General features: G+C 71.0%; 15 protein-coding genes and 1 pseudogene. 4 read left to right on the forward strand and 12 right to left on the reverse strand.

Translation table 11 applies throughout. The annotated features are described in order from the left end of the window. Positions 1–529 precede the first annotated feature (529 nt). From tyrS to argC, 11 genes are all read right to left on the reverse strand, one after another. Positions 530–1,807, reverse strand: coding sequence for a tyrosine--tRNA ligase (gene tyrS / locus E1287_RS36635; RefSeq protein WP_131969877.1), 1,278 nt, complete (start codon positions 1,805–1,807; stop codon positions 530–532). A gap of 74 nt (positions 1,808–1,881) precedes the next feature. Beyond that, positions 1,882–2,352, reverse strand: a complete 471-nt coding sequence (locus tag E1287_RS36640; protein WP_131969878.1) for a hypothetical protein — start codon at positions 2,350–2,352, stop codon at positions 1,882–1,884. Next, positions 2,345–2,980, reverse strand: a complete 636-nt coding sequence (locus E1287_RS36645) for a DNA-3-methyladenine glycosylase (protein WP_131969879.1) — start codon at positions 2,978–2,980, stop codon at positions 2,345–2,347. Before E1287_RS36645 ends, E1287_RS36640 begins: the two co-directional genes overlap by 8 nt. A gap of 52 nt (positions 2,981–3,032) precedes the next feature. Next, positions 3,033–4,451, reverse strand: coding sequence for an argininosuccinate lyase (gene argH / locus E1287_RS36650; RefSeq protein WP_131969880.1), 1,419 nt, complete (start codon positions 4,449–4,451; stop codon positions 3,033–3,035). 117 nt (positions 4,452–4,568) lie between these two features. Next, the gene (locus E1287_RS36655) at positions 4,569–5,765 is read right to left on the reverse strand and encodes an argininosuccinate synthase (protein WP_131969881.1); all 1,197 of its coding nucleotides are present in this window, start codon (positions 5,763–5,765) and stop codon (positions 4,569–4,571) included. Positions 5,766–5,837: 72 nt separating this feature from the next. Further along, on the reverse strand, positions 5,838–6,341 hold the full coding sequence (locus E1287_RS36660) for an arginine repressor (protein ID WP_131969889.1): 504 nt from the start codon (positions 6,339–6,341) through the stop codon (positions 5,838–5,840). A gap of 11 nt (positions 6,342–6,352) precedes the next feature. After that, positions 6,353–7,270 carry an ornithine carbamoyltransferase gene (gene argF, locus E1287_RS36665; protein WP_131969882.1) on the reverse strand — a complete coding sequence of 306 codons (918 nt, stop codon included), beginning with the start codon at positions 7,268–7,270 and terminating at the stop codon, positions 6,353–6,355. After that, positions 7,267–8,472 (reverse strand): acetylornithine transaminase, encoded by a 1,206-nt coding sequence (locus tag E1287_RS36670; RefSeq protein ID WP_131969890.1) that lies wholly within the window; start codon positions 8,470–8,472, stop codon positions 7,267–7,269. The genes argF and E1287_RS36670 overlap by 4 nt, the downstream gene beginning before the upstream one ends. Further along, the gene (argB, locus tag E1287_RS36675) at positions 8,463–9,377 is read right to left on the reverse strand and encodes an acetylglutamate kinase (RefSeq protein ID WP_131969891.1); all 915 of its coding nucleotides are present in this window, start codon (positions 9,375–9,377) and stop codon (positions 8,463–8,465) included. The genes E1287_RS36670 and argB overlap by 10 nt, the downstream gene beginning before the upstream one ends. Positions 9,378–9,400: 23 nt before the next feature. Beyond that, positions 9,401–10,558, reverse strand: coding sequence for a bifunctional glutamate N-acetyltransferase/amino-acid acetyltransferase ArgJ (gene argJ / locus E1287_RS36680; RefSeq protein WP_131969883.1), 1,158 nt, complete (start codon positions 10,556–10,558; stop codon positions 9,401–9,403). Continuing rightward, complete coding sequence (gene argC, locus E1287_RS36685) at positions 10,555–11,583, reverse strand: N-acetyl-gamma-glutamyl-phosphate reductase (protein ID WP_131969884.1); 1,029 nt, start codon at positions 11,581–11,583, stop codon at positions 10,555–10,557. Before argC ends, argJ begins: the two co-directional genes overlap by 4 nt. Before the next feature lie 168 nt (positions 11,584–11,751). Between argC and E1287_RS36690 the strand changes: the two genes are divergently transcribed. The 3 genes and pseudogenes from E1287_RS36690 (at position 11,752) to E1287_RS36700 (ending at position 13,299) form a co-directional block, all read left to right on the forward strand. After that, a complete protein-coding gene (locus E1287_RS36690) occupies positions 11,752–12,264 on the forward strand; it encodes a MarR family transcriptional regulator (RefSeq protein WP_131969885.1) in 513 nt (170 codons plus the stop codon). Further along, a pseudogene (locus tag E1287_RS36695) lies at positions 12,261–12,428 on the forward strand (ATP-binding cassette domain-containing protein); the annotation flags it as partial. The gene E1287_RS36690 and the pseudogene E1287_RS36695, both read left to right, overlap by 4 nt. Before the next feature lie 523 nt (positions 12,429–12,951). Next, complete coding sequence (locus E1287_RS36700; RefSeq protein WP_131969886.1) at positions 12,952–13,299, forward strand: hypothetical protein; 348 nt, start codon at positions 12,952–12,954, stop codon at positions 13,297–13,299. Positions 13,300–13,773: 474 nt separating this feature from the next. Here E1287_RS36700 and E1287_RS36705 read toward each other — a convergent pair whose 3' ends face one another. Next, positions 13,774–14,730, reverse strand: a complete 957-nt coding sequence (locus E1287_RS36705) for a hypothetical protein (RefSeq protein WP_131969887.1) — start codon at positions 14,728–14,730, stop codon at positions 13,774–13,776. A gap of 128 nt (positions 14,731–14,858) precedes the next feature. On the opposite strand from E1287_RS36705, the gene E1287_RS36710 reads away from it, so the two are divergent. Then, a partial coding sequence (locus tag E1287_RS36710) for a hypothetical protein (protein WP_131969888.1) occupies positions 14,859–15,153 on the forward strand: 295 nt, incomplete at its 3' end.

Here is a 15,153-nt window from a genome sequence, read left to right on the forward strand (position 1 = left end):
CTCAAAGAAATCCCCGACCACCCCCAAAGAAGGGCGGCCACGGGGACGGACCGGCCAAACCATCGGCCGGACCGTATAAAGGCACTGGCTTTTAACACGCTGTTGAGTTCTCAAGAAACGGACACCCGCCGCGCTGGATTCGCTTTCGCGTTTCCCGCTCCGGGGCAACCCTTCTAGCCTACCCGATCCGCCCTGTTTGTCAAAGTCTGGGCGGTTCGACCTCGTACGTCCGTTTCCGGGCAGGACAAGTCGCAACCCGGTTGGTTCGCTGAGGGGTTTCCCCCGAGGCCGGGCCGCTTGGCGCGTCCCGCTCCCCCATGGGGCTCGTAGAACATTAGGTCCCGCCGCGAGGGCCGTCAAATCGACGTCGCGCGGCGTGAAACCCCAGTTCAGGTACGGTTTTCAAGACTTCCATCATGCCCACAGGCGAGTCCTTGTAACCGCACTGTGACGTGTATCTACCGAAGTTTGCCCACGACATGGTGACCGCCTGCCCGGAGAGGCTCCGGACAGGCGGTCACGGACGGCATCAGGACGCGGTCACCTCGACGCCGCCCACGTTGCGCTTGCCGCGCCGCAGGACGAGGAAGCGCCCGTGGAGAAGGTCCGACGCGTCCGGCACGGCGTCCTCCGACTCGACCTTGGTGTTGTTGAGGTAGGCGCCGCCCTGGGCGATCGCCCGCCGCGCCTCGGACTTGCTCTTGCAAAGCCCGGAGGCGGCCAGCAGGTCGACGACGGTCGGCAGCTCGCCCGGGGCCACCTCGGTGCGGGGCACCTCGGCGAGCGCGGCCTTCAGGGTGCGTTCGTCCAGCTCCTCCAGGGCGCCCTGGCCGAACAGGGCGCGGGACGCGGCGATGACGCTGGCGGTCTCGTCCGCGCCATGGACGAGCGTGGTCATCTCCTCCGCGAGCGCCCGCTGCGGGGCCCGGGCGGCGGGACGGTCGGCCCCCTGCTTGACCAGGTCGTCGATCTCCTCATGGGGGCGGAAGCTGAAGACCTTCAGGAAGTTCTCCACGTCCCGGTCGTCGGCGTTGAACCAGAACTGGTAGAACGCGTACGGCGAGGTCAGCTCGGGGTCGAGCCAGTACGTCTCGCCGCCGGCCGTCTTGCCGAACTTGGACCCGTCCGCCTTGGTGAGCAGCGGTGTGGTCAGCGCGTGGGCGCTGCCGCCCTCGGCGCGGCGGATGAGGTCGACGCCGGCGGTGAGGTTGCCCCACTGGTCGCTGCCGCCCGTCTGCAGCCGGCACCCGTGCCGCCGGTACAGCTCCAGGAAGTCCATCGACTGGAGCAGGACGTAGCTGAACTCGGTGTAGCTCATGCCGGTGGTGTCGAGCCGGGCCTTGACGGTCTCGCGGGCCAGCATCCGGTTGACCGGGAAGTGCTTGCCGATGTCGCGGAGGAACTCGATGGCCGACATGGGGCCCGTCCAGTCGAGGTTGCTCACCATCGTCGCTCCGGTGGGCCCGTCGCCGAAGTCGAGGAACCTCGAGACCTGGCCGCGGATGCGCTCGACCCAGCCCGCGACGGTCTCCGCGGAGTTCAGGACGCGTTCGGCGCTCTTGCCGCTCGGGTCGCCGATCAGGCCGGTGGCGCCGCCGACGAGGCCGATGGGCCGGTGCCCGGCGAGCTGGAAGCGGCGCAGCGTGAGGATCTGGATCAGGTTGCCGAGGTGCAGCGAGGGCGCCGTCGGGTCGAACCCGCAATAGAGCGTGACCGGTCCCGCGGCGAGCAGGGCCCGCAGTTCGTCCAGGTCGGTGGACTGCGCGATCAGGTCGCGCCACGCGAGATCGTCCAGGATGTCGGTCACGGTCTCCCTCGTTCCGGCTTGCTTCCGTGTGCCCGCCAGGATGCCCGGGCGGACGGGTGTCACGCTAACGATATTCAGCGCCCGCCCACGTAGTAGCGGGCCGGGACGAACACCTCGTGTCCCGAGGTGAAGGTCACCCGGACGCCTTCCTCGGTCCAGTTCGCGGACTCGATGACGGGCGGCTTTCCGTACTCCAGGGAGTCCAGGTGGACGAAGTGGCCGTAGGAGAGGTCCCGTCTCGAGCCCGTGTACAGGTCGTAGCTCTGGTGTCTGCCGAAGACACGGCTGCGGTCGTGGATCAGGCCGGCGTAGTAGGTGACGCGGAGCCCGTGCTCGCCCGCGGAGTTCGCCGGCGCCGGCCGCTGATGCACCTTGCCGATCTTGTCGAAGCGGTGGAGGCGGCTGTCGAGGACCACGATGAGGAGGAGCACCACGAACGCGGCATAGCCGGACGCGGTCACCAGCGTCCGTCGCCGCCGATGCCGCGGAGGCGACGGAGGCGGTGCGGTCCCGGCGTCCGGCAAGGGCGGGGCGGGGTCAGTCATCGGCGGGGACCTTCTTGCGCTGCCTCGGGACGTGTGCGCGGTACGGGGAGACGGTCGGGTCGCAGTCGATCCAGAACCGCCACGGCACTTCCTTGGCGCCGTTCACCCCGGTGCGCGGCCCGTTGCGGATGAGCGCGGGGTCGGCGGGTTCGCCTGCATGGACGGTGAGGGGCCCGCCGGGGGTGCAGACGTCCAAGCCGTTCTGCTCGCGGGCGATGCCGAGCGCCTGGCAGAGCCGGGCCGGGCCGCGGGCGAGGTCGCGGACGGACGAGCGCGGGCGGCGGCCGCGCGCCGTGTCCTCCCCCGCGATGATCTCGCCGGCGCGGAGCAGGACCGCCATGGACGTCCCGTCCGGGCCGCAGACGAGGTTCACGCAGAAGTGCATGCCGTAGGTGAAGTAGACGTAGGCGTGGCCGGGCGGCCCGAACATCACGGCGTTGCGGGGCGTCCGGCCGCGGTAGGCGTGGGAGGCGGGGTCGAGGGGGCCGGCGTACGCCTCGACCTCGGTGAGCCTGACCGCGACCTCGCCGCCGGGCGTGCGATGGCTGAGCACGTGCCCGAGCAGGGACGGCGCGACCTCGTCGACGGGACGGTCGAAGAAGTCCCGTGGCAGCAACGCTTCTGTCATCGCATCACCCTATGGCGGCCGAACGCCCGATCGGTCCGGGGTCCGCGGGCGGTCAGGCGTCGGAGTCGGCGGCCCACGCGGCGTGCTCGTTGACGAGGGCGCGGAGCGCGCCGAGCTGCTCGCGGACGCGGTCGGGCGCCGTCCCCCCGTACGCCTTCCGGGACGCCAGCGCCCCCTGGACGTTCAGGACCTCGCGGACGTCCGGCGTGAGGTGCGGCGACACCTTGGCGAGCTCCTCGTCGGTGAGGTCGTCGAAGTCCTTGTCGTTGACCTGGCACCAGACGACGAGGTGCCCGACGACCTCGTGCGCGTCGCGGAACGCGGTGCCGCGCCGGACGAGGAGCTCGGCGAGGTCGGTGGCGAGGGCGAAGCCGTCCGGGGCGAGGGCCTCCAGGCGCTCGGTGTTGACCCGCATGGTCGCGATCAGCCCGGACATGGCGGGCAGGACGAGCAGCAGCGTCTCGACGGCGTCGAACGCTCCCTCCTTGTCCTCCTGCAGGTCGCGGTTGTAGGTGAGCGGCAGGCCCTTGAGGGTGGTGAGCAGGCCGACGAGGTGGCCGATGAGGCGTCCGGCCTTGCCGCGCGCCAGCTCGGCGACGTCGGGGTTCTTCTTCTGCGGCATGATCGACGACCCGGTGGCGTAGGTGTCGTCCATCTCGATCCAGCGGAACTCCTGCGACGCCCAGAGGCAGATCTCCTCGCCGAGGCGCGACAGGTGGACGCCGATGAGCGCGGCGGCGAAGAGGAACTCGGCGACGAAGTCGCGGTCGGCGACGGCGTCCATGGAGTTGGCGGCGGCGGCGTCGAAGCCGAGCTCGGCGGCGGTGGCCTGCGGGTCGAGCGGCAGGGACGAGCCGGCGAGCGCGCCGGAGCCGAGCGGGGAGATCGCGGCGCGCTTGTCCCAGTCGCGGAGCCGGGCGACGTCGCGGGTGAGCGGCTGGACGTGCGCGAGGAGCTGGTGGGAGAACAGCACGGGCTGGGCGTGCTGGAGGTGGGTCATGCCGGGGGCGGCGACGCCGAGGTTGTGCTCGGCCTGGGCGATCAGCGCGGTCTCCAGCTCGACGAGGCGGGAGACGATCTGGCGGGCGTGGTCGCGCAGGTAGAGGCGCAGGTCGGTGGCGACCTGATCGTTGCGGCTGCGGCCGGCGCGGAGCTTGCCGCCGAGGGCGCCGAGCCGTTCGAGGAGGCCGCGTTCGAGGGCGGTGTGGACGTCCTCGTCGGCGACCGTCGGGCGGAACTCGCCGGTGCGGCAGGCCTCCTCAAGGTCGTCCAGGGCACCGATCATGCGGTCGAGCTCGTCGCCGGTGAGCAGCCCCGCCCGGTTGAGGACGCGGGCGTGCGCGCGCGAGCCCATCAGGTCGTAGGGGGCGAGCCGCCAGTCGAACTGGACGCTCACCGAGAGCCGTGCGAGCGCGTCCGACGGGCCGCCTTCGAACCGGCCGCCCCACAGGCGCGTCGGTGCCTTCGTCACGAAAATCCTCTTCTTCCGCCGCTGAACGAACGTTGCCGTCTCATCTCACCACGTCCGGGCATGGCAGCACGACGTGGGGACGCCATGGCCGTGGCGTCCCCACGCGTCGCTTACCTGTCAGGCGTCCCGGTCGCGCTTGGCGGCGATCTTGCTGGGCAGGCCCCACAGCTCGACGAAGCCCTTGGCGAGGCTCTGGTCGAAGGTGTCGCCGGTGTCGTAGGTGGCGAGGTCGTAGCTGTAGAGGGACGCGTCGCTGCGCCGCCCGGTGACGACGGCGCGGCCGCCGTGCAGGGTCAGCCGGACGTCGCCGGACACGTGCTTCTGCGCGTCGGCGATGAACGCGTCCAGGGAGTCCTTCAGCGGCGAGAACCACAGGCCGTCGTAGACGAGCTCGCCCCACCGCTGGTCGACGGACCGCTTGAAGCGGGCCAGGTCGCGCTCGACGGTGACGTTCTCCAGCTCCATGTGCGCGGTGATCAGCGCGATCGCGGCCGGGGCCTCGTAGACCTCGCGGCTCTTGATGCCGACGAGCCGGTCCTCGACCATGTCGATCCGCCCGACGCCCTGCGCGCCGGCGCGGCGGTTCAGCTCGGCGATGATCTCGTACGGGGTGAGCGGGCGGCCGTCCAAGGCGACGGGCACGCCGGACGCGAACGTGATGACGACCTCGTCGGCCTCGCGCGGCTCGGCGGGGTCGGCGGTGTAGTCGTAGACGTCCTCGATGGGCCCGTTCCAGATGTCCTCCAGGAACCCGGTCTCGACGGCGCGTCCCCAGAGGTTCTGGTCGATGGAGTACGGCGACTTGGCCGACACGTCGATCGGCAGGCCCTTCTCCTCGGCGAACGCGATCGCCTTGTCGCGCGTCCAGGCGAAGTCGCGGGCGGGCGCGATGACCTTCAGGTCGGGGTTGAGCGCGGACAGGCCCGCCTCGAACCGGACCTGGTCGTTGCCCTTGCCGGTGCAGCCGTGCGAGACGGTCGTCCCGCCGAACGCCTCGGCGGCCGAGACGAGGTGCTTGACGATCAGCGGCCGGGACAGGGCGGACAGCAGCGGGTAGCGGTCCATGTAGAGGGCGTTGGCCTGCATGGCGGGGACGCAGAAGTCCGCGGCGAACTCCTCCCTGGCGTCCACGACGACGGCCTCGGCCGCGCCGCAGGCGAGGGCCCGCTTGCGGATGGCGTCGAGGTCCTCGCCGCCCTGGCCGACGTCGACGGCCACCGCGATGACGTCGCCGCCGGTCTGCTCGGCGAGGTACGGGATGGCGACGGAGGTGTCCAGTCCCCCTGAGTACGCGAGTACGACGCGCTCGCTCATGATCGTTATCTCCTGTGCGAAGTGTGTGCGAAGTTTCGGGTGTTGCGGGCTGGGACGGGGCCGCGGGCGGCCCTAGCTTCGTCGCTCGCGTCCGTCGGTCAGCCGCAGGAGCGCCTGCGCGACGCCGTCCCCGCCGGTCGGGTCGCGGGCGATGACGAGGATCGAGTCGTCGCCCGCGACGGTGCCGAGGATGGACGGCCATTCGGCGTGGTCGATCGCCGAGGCCAGGTACTGCGCGGCCCCGGGCGGGGTCCGCACCATGACCAGGTTGGCCGACGCCTCGGCCGAGACGAGCAGCTCCGCGGCGAGCCGGGAGAGCCGTCCGGTGAAGGTCTCGGCGGAGCCCGTGCGGGCCCGCCGGATCCGCTCGCCGCCCTCCCCGGGGACGGCGTAGATCAGGCTGCCGTCGTCGGCGCGCAGCCGCACCGCGCCGATCTCCACCAGGTCGCGCGACAGCGTGGCCTGGGTGACCTCGACGCCCTCGTCGCCGAGGAGCTTCGCGAGCTCGCCCTGCGAGTGGACGGGATGCCGGGTCAGCAGCTCGATCACCCGGGCGTGCCGGGCGGTCTTGGTCATGGGGGTCGTCGTCACCGCGAGCGCTCCAGCAGCCAGATCAGCAGCGCCTTCTGGGCGTGCAGGCGGTTCTCGGCCTCGTCCCAGACGCGGCTCCGCGGGCCGTCGAGGACGGACGCGGCGATCTCCTTGCCGCGGTAGGCGGGCAGGCAGTGCAGGACGATCGCGTCCGCGTCGGCGAGGTCGAGCAGGTCCTCGGTGACGGCGTACGGCTCGTAGCGGGCGGTGTCCTTGCCGTCCTGGCCCATCGACACCCAGGTGTCGGTGGCGAGGACGTCGGCTCCGGCGGCGGCCTTCGCGGCGTCGTCGGCGACGGTCACGGACCCGCCGGTCGCGGCGGCGATCTCGGTCGCGCGGGCGACGACGGCGGGGGCCGGGGGCCGGGACGCGGGCGCGGCGACGCGGACGTGCATCCCGGCGGTGGCGCAGCCCAGCAGGTAGGAGTGGGCCATGTTGTTGGCGCCGTCGCCGAAGTAGGCGAGGGTGACGCCCGCGAGGTCGCCCTTCGCCTCCCGGACGGTCTGCAGGTCGGCGAGGACCTGGCACGGGTGGAACTCGTCGGTGAGGGCGTTGACGACGGGGACGGTGGTGCCGCCCGCCATCTCGTCGATGCGCTCCTGGCCCGCCGTCCGCCACACGATGGCGCTGACCTGGCGTTCCAGGACGCGGGCGGTGTCGGCGATGGTCTCGCCGCGGCCGAGCTGGCTGGTGCCGGCGTCCATGACGAGGGGGTTGCCGCCCAGTTCGGCGATGCCCACGGTGAACGACAGGCGGGTCCGGGTGGACGGCTTGTCGAACAGCACGGCGACCGACTGCGGGCCTTCGAGGGGCCGGAAACGGAACCGGTCCTTCTTCACCTCGGCGGCCAGGTCGAGCACCTCGGCCTGCTCGGCGGGTGTCAGGTCGTCGTCACGGAGGAAATGCCTGGTCATGCCTGGTTCTCCGGTTGGGGGGCGGCGGCGTCGAGGATCGCGGGGAGGGCGGCGGTGAACGACCGGGCCTCCTCGGCGGTGAGGACGAGCGGCGGCGCGATCCGCAGCGCGTCCGGCGCGAGCGCGTTGATCAGGAATCCGGCGTCGCGGGCGGCGGCCTCCGCGGCGGGCGCGTGCGGCCCGGTGAGGACGGCCGCGCGCCACAGCCCGCGGCCCCGCACGCCGTCGAGCAGGGGATGGTCGACGGCGCGGAGGCCGTCGGCCAGGGTCTCCCCCACGGAGGCGGCGTTGGCGAGCAGGCCGTCCTTCTCGATCGTGGTGAGGACGGCGAGCGCGGCGGCGGCGCTGACGGGGTTGCCGCCGAAGGTGCTGCCGTGGTCGCCCTTGGCGAACAGGTCGGCGTGCGGGCCGAACGCGACGCACGCCCCGATCGGGAGGCCGCCGCCAAGGCCCTTGGCCAGGGTGAGGATGTCGGGCTTGGCGTTCTCGTGCTGGAACGCGAACCAGGTGCCCGTCCGGCCGATCGCGGACTGGATCTCGTCGGCGACGAACAGCGCGCCCGTGGCGTCGCAGATGGCGCGGGCGGCGGCGAAGTACCCGTCCGGCGGGGGGACGACTCCGGCCTCGCCCTGGGTCGGCTCCAGGAAGACGGCGGCGCAGTTCTCGTCCACGGCGGCCTTGAGCGCGTCGGCGTCGCCGTAGGGGACGAACCGGACGTCGATGCCGTACGGGCCGAACGGCTCCCGGATCGCCGCCTTCCCGGTCAGCGACAGCGCGCCCATGCTCCGTCCGTGGAAGCCGTTCTCCGCCGCGACGAAGTACGTCCGGCCGTTCGACCTGCCGTACTTGATGGCGAGTTTCAGCGCGCACTCGTTCGCCTCGGTGCCGCTGTTGCTGAGGAACACCTTCCCGTCGCCGCCGAGCAGGCCGAGGAGCCGTTCGGCGAGCAGGACCTCGGGCTCGTGCAGGAACAGGTTGGACGTGTGCGCCAGCGTCGCGACCTGCGACGACACCGCATCGACGAGGGCCGGGTGGGCGTGGCCGAGGGAGGTGACCGCGATCCCGGCGATCAGGTCGAGGTACTCGCGGCCGTCGACGTCCCAGACCCGGCAGCCCTCGCCGCGCGCCAGCGCCAGCGGCGGGACGCCGTAGTTCGGCATGAACGCGGCCTCGAACCGTTCCCTGAGATCGCTCATGCCGATGCTTCCTCCGCGGCCGGGCCTGGAGGGCTGGGGAGCACCATCGTTCCGATCCCTTCGTCGGTGAAGATCTCCAGGAGGAGGGAGTGCAGGACGCGTCCGTCCAGCACGTGCGCCTGCGGGACGCCGCCGCGCACGGCCGCCAGGCACGCCTCCATCTTCGGGACCATCCCGGCCGACAGCTCCGGCAGCAGGACGGCCAGCTCGTCGGCGGTGAGCCTGTCGATCACGTCGTCGCTGCCGGGCCAGTCGGCGTACAGGCCCTCGACGTCGGTGAGGACGACGAGCTTGGCGGCGTCCAGCGCGACGGCGAGCGCGGCGGCGGCCGTGTCGGCGTTGACGTTGTAGACCTCGCCGTCGTCGCCGCGCGCGATGCTGGAGATCACCGGGATGCGGCGGTCGTCCAGCAGCGCCCGCAGCGCCCCGACCTGCACCTCGACGATCTCGCCGACCTGGCCGATGTCGACGGCCTCGCCGTCCACGACCGCGTGCTTGCGCTCGGCGGTGAACAGGTGGGCGTCCTCGCCGGACATGCCGAGCGCGAACGGGCCGTGCCGGTTGATCAGCCCGACGACGTCGCGCTGCACCTGCCCGGTCAGCACCATCCGGACGACCTCCATGGCCTCCGGCGTGGTCACCCGGAGCCCGGCGGTGAAGGTGGAGTCGATGCCGTTGCGGGCGAGCGCCGCGTTGATCTGCGGGCCTCCGCCGTGGACGATCACCGGCTTCAGCCCGGCGTAGCGGAGGAACACGACGTCCTCGGCGAAGGAGTGGCGCAGCTCCTCGTCCGTCATCGCGTGCCCGCCGTACTTGATCACGACGGTCGTGCCGTGGAACCGTTCCAGCCACGGCAGCGCCTTGATCAGCGTCTCGGCCTTCGCCATGACGCCCATCCGGTTCTTGCGCATCTCGGCCCCCGAGGTGACGGCGGTCATGTGGAGTACGCCGAGTTCTCGTGGACGTAGTCGGCCGTGAGGTCGGTCGTCCAGACGGTGGCGCTGTGCGGGCCGGCCGACAGGTCGACGGTGATCGTCACGTCGCGAGGGCGCAGGTCGACCTTGTCGCGGTCGTCGCCGAACGAGCCGTTCCGGCACACCCACACGCCGTTGATCGCGACGTTCAGCTCGTCGGGCTCGAACACCGCGTCGGTGGTGCCGACCGCCGACAGCACCCGGCCCCAGTTGGGGTCCTCGCCGTGGATGGCGCACTTGAGGAGGTTGTTGCGGGCGATGGAGCGTCCGACGGCGACCGCGTCGTAGGAGGACGCGGCGCCGACGACCTCGATCGCGATGGCCTTGGACGCGCCTTCGGCGTCCACGAGCAGCTGCCGGGTCAGGTCGGCGCAGACCTCGGTGAGCAGCGCGGTGAACTCGTCCTCGGCGGGCACGACGCCGGAGGCGCCGGACGCCAGCAGCAGCACGGTGTCGTTGGTGGACATGCAGCCGTCGGAGTCGAGCCGGTCGAGGGTGACGCCGGTCGCCGCGCGCAGCGCCCGGTCCAGGACGCCGGCGGGCAGGTCGGCGTCGGTGGTGATCACGCTGAGCATGGTCGCCAGGGACGGGGCGAGCATGCCCGCGCCCTTCGCCATCGCGCCGATCATGTAGCCGCCCGCGCCCTGCCGGAAGGAGATCTTCGCGACGGTGTCGGTGGTGCGGATCGCGTCGGCGGCGGCGAGCCCGCCGTCGCCGCGCGACAGCTCGGCGGCGGCCTTGTCGACGCCGGGGAGCAGCAGGTCCATCGGGAGCCGCTCGCCGATCAGGCCGGTGGAGCAGACGGCGACCTCGCCGGCGGAGTCCGCCAGGACGCCCGCGACCTTCTCGGCGGTGGCGTGCGTGTCCTGGAAGCCGGGCGCGCCGGTGCAGGCGTTGGCGCCGCCGGCGTTCAGCACGACGGCGTGGACGCGCCCGCCCTTGAGGACCTGCTCCGACCACAGGACGGGCGCCGCCTTCACGCGGTTGCGGGTGAAGACGCCGGCGGCCGCGCGGGACGGCCCGTCGTTGACGACGAGGGCCAGGTCGCGGTTGCCGCTGGGCTTCAGCCCCGCGACGACGCCGGCGGCGCGGAAGCCCCGGGGGGCGGTGACGCTCAAGGGGACACTCCGATCGTGGTCAGGCCGAGTTCTTCCGGGAGGCCGAGGGCGATGTTGGCGCTCTGCACCGCACCGCCCGCGGTTCCCTTGGTGAGGTTGTCGATGGCGATGACGGCGACGACGCGTCCGGCGGACTCGTCCAGCGTGACCTGGACGAGCGCGGTGTTGGCGCCGAGCGTCATGGACGTGGCGGGCCACTGCCCGTCCGGGAGCAGGCCGAGGAACGGCTCGCCGGCGCAGGCGTCGCCGTAGGCGGCGCGCAGCGCGGCGGCGGTGACGCCGGGACGGGCCTTGGCCGTGCAGGTGGCGAGGATGCCGCGGCTCATCGGCGCGAGCGTCGGCGTGAACGAGACCGTGACCGGTCCGTCCGCGACGGCGCTGAGGTTCTGGACCATCTCCGGTGTATGCCTATGCGTCCCGCCGACGGCGTAGGCGGACACCGAGCCCAGGACCTCGCTGCCGAGCAGGTGCGGTTTGAGTGCCCGTCCCGCGCCGGAGGTGCCGGACGCGGCGACCACGACGACGTCGGGTTCGGCGAGCCCGGCGGCGAACGCGGGGAACAGCGCGAGCGTGACGGCGGTCGGGTAGCAGCCGGGGACGGCGACGCGCTTCGCCGAGCGCAGCGCGTCCCGCTGTCCGGGCAGTTCGGGCAGGCCGTAGGGCCAGGCGCCCGCGTGGGGCGTGCCGTAGAACCGCTCCCAGTCGCCCGGGTCGGTGAGCCGGTGGTCCGCGCCGCAGTCGATGACCAGGACGTCTTCGCCGAGCTGCGCGGCGATGGGCCCGGACTGGCCGTGCGGCAGCGCCAGGAACACGACGTCGTGGCCGGACAGCGTCTCGGGGGTCGTCTCGGCGAGGACGCGTCCGGCCAGGGATCGCAGGTGGGGCTGGTGCGCGCCCAGCTCGGTGCCCGCGTTGGAGCCCGCGGTCAGCGCGCCGATCTCGAACTCTGGATGCCCCGCCAGGATGCGCAGCAGCTCGCCGCCCGCGTACCCGCTGGCGCCGGCGACCGCCGTCCGGATTCCCATGTCCACTCTGCCCTTCGGGATCGATAAGCAAGAGTATGCATCACGCTGGATATCTATCCAAGGTCGGGAGGTGCGTTCCGGCCGGTTGAGACGAGCGCCACACGTCCGGGAGATATTTAGGCGGCTAAAGATTTGCCCTCTAACCATCAGGGCCCTAACATCACGGCCATGGAGAACCTCGGCTTCGCCGACCTGAAGGTCGAGCCCAGGGAGCAATGGCCGATCGGCAGGCTCTTCGGCCTGGCGTCGCGGCTGGCGCAACCGGTGGTCTCGCGGATCATCGAGCGGCACGGCATCAGCCCGGCCGGGTTCTTCGTGCTCCGGATGCTGATCGTCGAGGACGGCATGCGCCCCGGCGAGGTCGCCAAGCGGCTGCTCGTCACCCCGGCGACCATCACCTCGGTGGTCGACACGCTGGAGCGCAACGGGCACGTCCGGCGCGAGCGCTCGTACCGCGACCGGCGCGGCGTGATGCTGCGCATCACCGACTCGGGCCGGCGGCTGGTCGCGGCGAAGTCACAGGCCATCGGACGCGACCTCTCGCATGTCTACGACGTCGTGGACGAGGGCGACGAGGCCGCCGTCCGGCGGTTCCTCGTCAACCTCATCGAACGGTTCGAGGGTTTCCCGGCCGAAGAGGACGATGCACACAGCGATGAAGCGAAGGGAGACGGCGCGTGACCGAACCCCCAGAAGCCGCCGTTAGGACGGTCGACCTCAAGAAGACCTATCCGGCGTCCGGGCAGCGTCCCGCGGTGCCCGCCGTCCAGGGCGTCGACCTGGACGTCCCGCGCGGCGAGTTCTTCGGGCTGCTCGGCCCGAACGGCGCGGGCAAGACCGCAACCGGATTGTGACACTTCTTTGGCGGTCCCCTGGTTAGGGCACTTGGGGGCCTGCTGTCCTGGTCACGGTCCGATTTTACCAGGTCAAAGGCTCTAGGGCGGTGGTTGTGGGTGGACGGATGCGGCCTTGATTGGGGCGGCGGGCTGCTAGCCTCGCGCGGCTCCGGGCTGCCAACGGCTGCCCACATCAGGCCGGGGGCGGCCCGCCGGAGGGGTCCCCGGTCAAGGACGCATCCGGCCGCCCGCGCGCACGTTCAGCCACGGTGATGCGCTGACAGGGTTTGCGCAACGTCGGCCAGGTGCCGCTGGCCTGGGGCCGCCCGCGCTCATATCAGTAGAGCCCTACGCCGGAGGCGGGTCGTTGTAAGGGGTGGGGGTCGGGGTTGGTTGGGAACCCTAAAAGCGGCACCTGGTGCGCCTGCTGGGGCGTTGAGCGGACACCGGTGATCGCCTGCGGCTTGGTGACCGGAGTGGCCGGGTATCACCTGGTGCGGTCGGGGGACGGCGATGCACGGGAAACGGGGACATGGCGCGAATCCGGGTGATCTTCGACAGTCCGCAGACGTTCGATGCGATCACTGTCACGGAGATGACGGTGGAGGCTGATCAGGTGGTGCTGCTGAACGGTGGTACGCCGGTGCTGAACGTGGCGGCCGATGCGGTGCGGTCGCTGGAGGGTGCGGGCGGTGGGCGGCTGGCGCGGCTGCGGGCAAAGCATCCCAATCACGGGAAGCCGTGGACGGCAGAGGAAGACGCCGAGCTGACGCGCCGGTGGAATGAGGGCGTGAGCGCGGCGGATCTGAGTGAGCACTTCGGGCGTAGTCGCGGGGCGGTGCGTGCGGCGGCGCTACGGCTGCGGCTGCCGGAACGCTGACTCGTTGCCGCGTACCTGCTGACCTGCGGTACCTGTGCACTCTGGCTAGCAGCCGGCGGCCGCCTGGCGCACGTTGCGGAGCTGATGCGCGGTGGTGGCGGCTGCCGGTCGCGGAACCGGGCGTGCGGCTGGGACCAGGGAAAGCGCGGCTGCCGTCGCGGAACGTCGCGCGGCTCGCCGATGGGAGCGGGACGGGGCTCGCTGGGTGCGCGTGGCGGCGGACAGGTCGGCGGGAGGGCCGTCACGGCGTCGGCGGGCGAGCCGAGTGGGGTAGGGGCCCCGCTCGGTCTCGTCCCGTCCGCACGTCCGATGACGGTCCCGACCGCCCGACGCTGCTCCGTCCGGTCAGCGTCGCCCGAGCGTCCCCGGACCGGCGCGCATCGGCTCACCACGCGAAAGGCGCGCGGCGAACGGCCGCGCGCCTTGACCTAAGTAGGGAAACTCCTCACACACCGGCGATGGCCTCTGGTGCGACTACCAGAGATCAAACGGCCGGACCTGCACGCCCTTACTTTTCCAGGGCTCCGGAGACGTGCCGGAAGAGAGCCGTTCAAGCCATCGGAGCTGTTCAACGAAGTATGCATGTGCTGATGTGCCCTCGTTGAAGATGATGATGGGACCGTGGGTCCCCCGGCGGCCGTGGCCGTACATCATGACCCGGACCACACCGTCTACCTCCTCCATAGCGAAGGAACACGGGAAGTTGAACAGGTAGAGCCTGAGCCGTGGGGCCGCGTCTGACGCGGCACGAAGCGGACGGAGAATCTCCCGCACGTAGCGCTCGGGGTCCTCCATAGCCGCGTCGGCTGGTTCGATCCGGTATCTGTCTCTGCGGGACTCGCAGTAGGGATCCATGACGTAGATGTTGATATCCATCGTCCGGGCCTTCTCTTGGAAGGCCGAAAGGATGGCGTCGCTGGCGTAGAACGAGCGTGTCAGGCCAAAGAGGTTGATGCGCTCTCGGGCCTGGGAGACTCGATCAACGAGGTCTTGTTCTGACTCGTCGCTCGTGAACGGGAACGCGTCGATGATGCCTGCCCGCTGAAGGTGACTCACGTCTCCAGGACTGTGATCGTTCCCAAACCCAAGCCGATCCGGCCTGGTTCGGTACAGGCGACAGAAGTAATCGATCCGCTCATCGCTTGGGCGGCGGTCGCCTAGCTCCCAGCGGCAAAGGACAGCCGCGTCAACGTTCGGCGGCTCCAAGCCGTCCGCCACATAGAGGGCGTCGAGTCGGGCGGATACCTCGGCACGGTCATAGCCGCTGGCGAATCGCCACGCCTCAAGCGGTGTGATGTCTGAAATCTTCCGGATGATCCTCTCAGCGATGGCCTCAGTCGTCAGGCCGCGACGGACGCCGTCAAGCCGGATGTCGCTAGCCTCCCGCTCAATCCTTCGGCGGCGCTGAGCATTTGCCCTGGTCGTAGCCATGATCACCTCGCAATTGACGCTTGGCGGCAATCCGATTGCCGCATGTAGCTATAGGAAACATTGCCGCTGAACGGCAACCTTTTCTCCGAGTCTAAGCGGTCACGACAACGGTGAGAAGGGAGCGGATCATGGGCGAACCGGGTGATCGGCGGTTGAACTGGATGATGGGTCCGGGGTCGTTGCATTTGGCTGCGTTGGACGCGGTGGTTGCGGGGAGTGATTCGCTGGCGTGCGGGCTGGTGTCGCGGGGTGGGGGTCCGCTGGTGCTGAACGTGGTGAGCCGGGCGGACAAGTCGCGGTGGCTGGACGTGGGGTGTGAGCGGGTCGGCGGGGTGTGGTGGTGCGTGGACACGGTGACCGGTGAGGGTGTGGTCCCGGTGGTGGAAGTCGAGCGGGCTCCGGGGGTGCTGGTGGGGCTGCTGG

The sequence above is a fragment of the Actinomadura sp. KC06 genome (genome assembly GCF_004348735.1).
In the GTDB taxonomy this organism is placed as follows: domain Bacteria; phylum Actinomycetota; class Actinomycetes; order Streptosporangiales; family Streptosporangiaceae; genus Spirillospora.

What these genes read in the sequence shown, in the direction of transcription:
- E1287_RS36640 (WP_131969878.1), bottom strand. Translation starts at nt 2,352, where the DNA reads ATGACTGACCCCGCCCCGCCCTTGCCGGACGCCGGGACCGCACCGCCT.
- E1287_RS36645 (WP_131969879.1), bottom strand. Translation starts at nt 2,980, where the DNA reads ATGACAGAAGCGTTGCTGCCACGGGACTTCTTCGACCGTCCCGTCGAC.
- E1287_RS36655 (WP_131969881.1), bottom strand. Translation starts at nt 5,765, where the DNA reads ATGAGCGAGCGCGTCGTACTCGCGTACTCAGGGGGACTGGACACCTCC.
- E1287_RS36660 (WP_131969889.1), bottom strand. Translation starts at nt 6,341, where the DNA reads ATGACCAAGACCGCCCGGCACGCCCGGGTGATCGAGCTGCTGACCCGG.
- argF (WP_131969882.1), bottom strand. Translation starts at nt 7,270, where the DNA reads ATGACCAGGCATTTCCTCCGTGACGACGACCTGACACCCGCCGAGCAG.
- argB (WP_131969891.1), bottom strand. Translation starts at nt 9,377, where the DNA reads ATGCGCAAGAACCGGATGGGCGTCATGGCGAAGGCCGAGACGCTGATC.
- argC (WP_131969884.1), bottom strand. Translation starts at nt 11,583, where the DNA reads ATGGGAATCCGGACGGCGGTCGCCGGCGCCAGCGGGTACGCGGGCGGC.
- E1287_RS36690 (WP_131969885.1), top strand. Translation starts at nt 11,752, where the DNA reads ATGGAGAACCTCGGCTTCGCCGACCTGAAGGTCGAGCCCAGGGAGCAA.
- E1287_RS36700 (WP_131969886.1), top strand. Translation starts at nt 12,952, where the DNA reads ATGGCGCGAATCCGGGTGATCTTCGACAGTCCGCAGACGTTCGATGCG.
- E1287_RS36705 (WP_131969887.1), bottom strand. Translation starts at nt 14,730, where the DNA reads ATGGCTACGACCAGGGCAAATGCTCAGCGCCGCCGAAGGATTGAGCGG.